At 63.0% G+C, this 4,518-nt stretch carries 2 protein-coding genes; both read right to left on the bottom strand.

Translation table 11 applies throughout. The features are described from left to right. Positions 1–2,449 (bottom strand): DNA gyrase subunit A (gyrA, locus tag JF66_RS15185; RefSeq protein WP_035879360.1); only part of this gene is annotated, 2,449 nt, incomplete at its 3' end. Positions 2,450–2,510: 61 nt separating this feature from the next. Further along, on the bottom strand, positions 2,511–4,487 hold the full coding sequence (gyrB, locus tag JF66_RS15180) for a DNA topoisomerase (ATP-hydrolyzing) subunit B (protein ID WP_035879358.1): 1,977 nt from the start codon (positions 4,485–4,487) through the stop codon (positions 2,511–2,513). Positions 4,488–4,518: the final 31 nt, after the last annotated feature.

Here is a 4,518-nt window from a genome sequence, read left to right as displayed (position 1 = left end):
CCACGAGATTGCGCTCGATGTTTTTGGCGATGGAAATTATTCTGTCTTCGGTCGCAAATTTCGCGAACACGACACCCATGGTGTCCCGACCCTTGGCCGGAACCTCGGCGACGTCAGAGCGTACCACCTTGCCGCTGGCAAGAACCACAAGCACTTCGTCCTCCTCGTTGACGATGAGCGCCCCCACGAGGTCTCCACGATCGTCATTGAGCTTGGCCACCTTGATGCCGAGCCCCCCGCGATTCTGCAAGCGATACTGGTCCGCGGCGGTGCGCTTGGCATAGCCGCCCTCGGTGACGACAAACACGTAACCGTCGTCCGAGATGACCGATGCGTCGAGCAGCGTATCCTCGCCACGGAAGTGCATCCCGATCACGCCGGACGTGCTGCGGCCCATGGGGCGCAGCGCCTCGTCGGTCGCCGTGAAGCGGATGGACATGCCCTTGTGTGAGACGAGCAGCAGGTCGGAATCGTTCTCGACGAGCAGCGCCGAGACGAGCTCGTCGCCCTCGCGCAGTTTGATGGCGATGATGCCGCCGGTACGGTTCGTGTCGTACTCGCTCAGCGCGGTCTTCTTGATCAGCCCGTCGCGGGTGGCGAGGGTCAAATACTGGGCGACGTTGTAGTCCCGGATGTCCAGGATCTGAGCGATCTCCTCACCGGGCTGCAGGGCGAGGAGGTTGGCCACGTGCTGGCCCTTGGCGTCCCGTCCGGACTCCTGCGCCTCATAGGCCTTGGCCCGATACACCCGGCCGGTGTTCGTGAAGAACAGCAGCCAGTGGTGCGTGGTGGTGACGAAGAAGTGTTCGACAACGTCGTCGGCACGCAATTGCGCACCCTTGACGCCCTTTCCGCCGCGATGCTGGTTGCGGTAGTTGTCGCTCCGGGTGCGTTTGATGTACCCACCGCGGGTGACCGTGACCACCATCTCTTCTTCGGGGATGAGGTCTTCGATCGACATATCGCCGTCGAAACCGAACATGATTTCGGTACGACGGTCGTCGCCGAACTTGTTCGTGATCTCGGCGAGTTCGTCCTTGATGATGGTGCGCTGGCGCTCCGGGCTCGCGAGAATTGCCTTGAATTCGGCGATCTGTACCTCGAGGGCCGCGGCCTGGTCGATGATCTTCTGGCGCTCAAGAGCGGCCAGTCGACGCAGCTGCATGGTGAGGATCGCGTCGGCCTGGAGCTTGTCCACGTCGAGCAGGGCCATCAGGCCTTCACGGGCGTCGTCTACGGTGTTTGAGCGACGGATGAGCGCAATGACCTCGTCGAGGGCGTCCAGGGCCTTGAGATAGCCGCGCAGGATGTGTGCCTCGGCCTCGGCCTTGTTCAGGCGGAACTGCGTGCGACGCACGATGACCTCAACCTGGTGGGCGACCCAGGCGGAGATGAAGCCATCAAGGGGGAGCGTGCGCGGCACGCCGTCCACAATGGCCAGCATGTTGGCGCCGAAGTTCTCCTGCAGCTGGGTGTGCTTGTACAGGTTGTTGAGCACTACCTTGGCCACGGCGTCGCGCTTGAGCACGATCACCAGGCGCTGACCGGTGCGGCCGCTGGTCTCGTCGCGAATGTCGGCGATGCCGGTGATCTTGGCATCCTTGACCAGATCGGCGATCTTGATCGCGAGATTGTCCGGGTTGACCTGGTAGGGGAGTTCGGTGATCACGAGGCAGGTGCGACCCTGCAGCTCTTCGATGCTGACCACGGCCCGCATCGTGATGGATCCGCGGCCCGTGCGATAAGCGTCGTGGATTCCCTTGACACCGAGGATCTGCGCGCCGGTGGGGAAGTCCGGGCCCTTGATGCGCTGAATGAGCGCCTCGAGCAGCTCTTCCCGGCTGGCGTCGGGGTTGTCCAGGTACCACTGGGCGCCGGCGGCAACCTCGCGCAGGTTGTGCGGGGGAATGTTCGTCGCCATACCGACCGCGATGCCGACGGAACCGTTCACCAGCAGGTTGGGGAAGCGGGCCGGCAAAACCGTGGGCTCGAGGGTGCGGCCGTCGTAGTTGTCCTGGAAGTCGACGGTGTCTTCCTCGATGTCCCGCACCATCTCGAGGGCGAGCGGGGCCATCTTCGTCTCGGTGTACCGCGGGGCCGCGGCGCCGTCGTTACCGGGGGAGCCGAAGTTACCCTGACCCAGTGCCAGCGGGTAGCGCAGGCTCCACGGCTGAACGAGGCGCACGAGGGCGTCGTAGATCGACGAGTCACCGTGCGGGTGGAACTGGCCCATCACGTCGCCGACGACGCGAGCGCACTTGGAGAAGGCCTTGTCTGGGCGGTAACCGCCGTCGAACATGGCATAGATCACACGACGATGCACCGGCTTCATGCCGTCGCGCACGTCGGGCAGGGCGCGGCCCACGATCACGCTCATGGCGTAGTCGAGGTACGACCGCTGCATTTCCAGCTGCAGGTCGACCTGGTCGATCTTGCCGTGCTGGGTCAGGTGCGCGGCCGCAGCCGCGGCATCCGCTGCCTCGACCGTGTTGTTGTCTTCCGGAGTGTCCTTAGATGTCAAGGAAACGCACGTCCTTTGCATTCTTCTGAATGAAGTTACGGCGGGACTCGACGTCCTCGCCCATCAGGGTGGAGAAAATTTCATCAGCGGATGCCGCATCGTCGAGCGTCACCTGAAGCAGCGTGCGGGACTCGGGCGCCATCGTGGTCTCCCACAGCTCCTTGTAGTCCATCTCACCGAGACCCTTGTAACGCTGGATTCCGTTGTCCTTCGGGATGCGCTTGCCGGCCGCGGCACCGTCGGAGAGCAGCGCGTCGCGCTCGGCGTCGGAGTACACGTACTGGTGCGGCGCGTTGCTCCACTTGAGCCGGTACAACGGCGGTTGCGCGAGGTACACGTAGCCGAGGTCGATCAAGGGACGCATGTAGCGGAAGAGCAGCGTGAGCAGCAGGGTGGTGATGTGCTGGCCGTCAACGTCCGCGTCGGCCATCAAAACGATCTTGTGGTAGCGCACCTTGTCGGGATTGAATTCTTCCCCGATGCCCGCACCGAAGGCCGTGATCATGGCCTGCACCTCGTTGTTGCCCAGAGCGCGGTCGAGGCGAGCCTTTTCCACGTTGAGAATCTTGCCTCGCAGCGGCAGGATCGCCTGCGTCTCGGGGTTGCGTCCCTGAACGGCGGAACCGCCGGCCGAGTCACCCTCCACGATGAAGATCTCGGACAGCGAGGGGTCTTTGCTCTGGCAGTCCTTGAGCTTTCCGGGCATGCCGCCACCCTCGAGCAGGCCCTTGCGACGGGCCGTTTCACGGGCCTTGCGGGCGGCCATGCGGGCGTTGCTCGCCTGCAGAGCCTTGCGGATGATCTCCCGCGCGGGGTTCGGGTTCATGTTGAACCAGTGAGCGAGCTGTTCGCCGGCGACGCGCTGAACGAATGTCTTCGCCTCGGTGTTTCCCAGCTTGGTCTTGGTCTGGCCCTCGAACTGCGGCTCGGCGAGCTTGATCGACACCACGGCCGTCAGACCCTCGCGCACGTCGTCGCCCGTGAGATTGTCATCCTTTTCTTTCAGGATGCCTTTCTCGCGCGCATACCTGTTGACGAGGGTGGTGAGCGCGGCGCGGAAGCCTTCTTCGTGGGTGCCGCCCTCGTGGGTGTTGATCGTGTTTGCGTAGGTGTGCACGCTCTCGGTGTACGCGGTGGTCCACTGCATCGCCACCTCGAGAGCCATCTTGCGGTCGTTGTCTTCCCACTCGAAGGAGATGATCTCGTCGTTGACGAGGTCGGCCTTCTTGGACCGGTTCAGGTACTCGACGTAGTCGACGAGGCCTTTTTCGTACATGAACGAGTTCGTGACGAACGTACCGTCGTCGTTCTTTTCTTCTTCGCGCTCGTCGGTGAGCTTGATGTGCAGGCCCTTGTTGAGGAACGCCATCTGCTGAAACCGTGCACGCAGGGTCTCGTAGTCAAAGATTGTGGTTTCGAACGTCTCGGCGCTCGGCCAGAAGGTGATCGTCGTGCCGGTTGCGTCGGATTCCTCGCCCTTGGCCAGGGGAGCATTCGGCACGCCGTCCGCAAACGACTGCCGCCACACGTGGCCCTGACGACGCACCTCAACCTCGAGGCGCGATGACAGCGCATTCACAACGGAGCTGCCCACGCCGTGGAGTCCACCCGACACGGAATATCCGCCGCCGCCGAATTTTCCACCGGCGTGAAGCACGGTGAGGACGACCTCAACGGTGGAGCGGCCCTCTGTGCGGTGAATGTCGACGGGGATGCCGCGACCATTGTCTTCGACGCGCACCGCACCATCCGCCAAAATGCGGATGTCGATCACGTCGCAGTGCCCGGCGAGGGCCTCATCGACGGAGTTGTCGACGATCTCATACACAAGGTGATGCAAACCACGGGGACCAGTGGAACCGATGTACATTCCAGGTCGCTTGCGAACGGCTTCAAGTCCTTCGAGAACCTGGATATCGTCTGCACCGTATTCGTGCTCCGGCACGGGCGTAGGTTCAACTGTCATCTGAAATTTGGCTCCTGACCATCGCACGGGC

The sequence above is a fragment of the Cryobacterium sp. MLB-32 genome, assembly GCF_000738085.1.
Classification (GTDB): Bacteria; Actinomycetota; Actinomycetes; order Actinomycetales; family Microbacteriaceae; genus Cryobacterium.
Note: the sequence above shows the minus strand (reverse complement) of the source record. Positions and strands in the feature narration are given on the sequence as shown.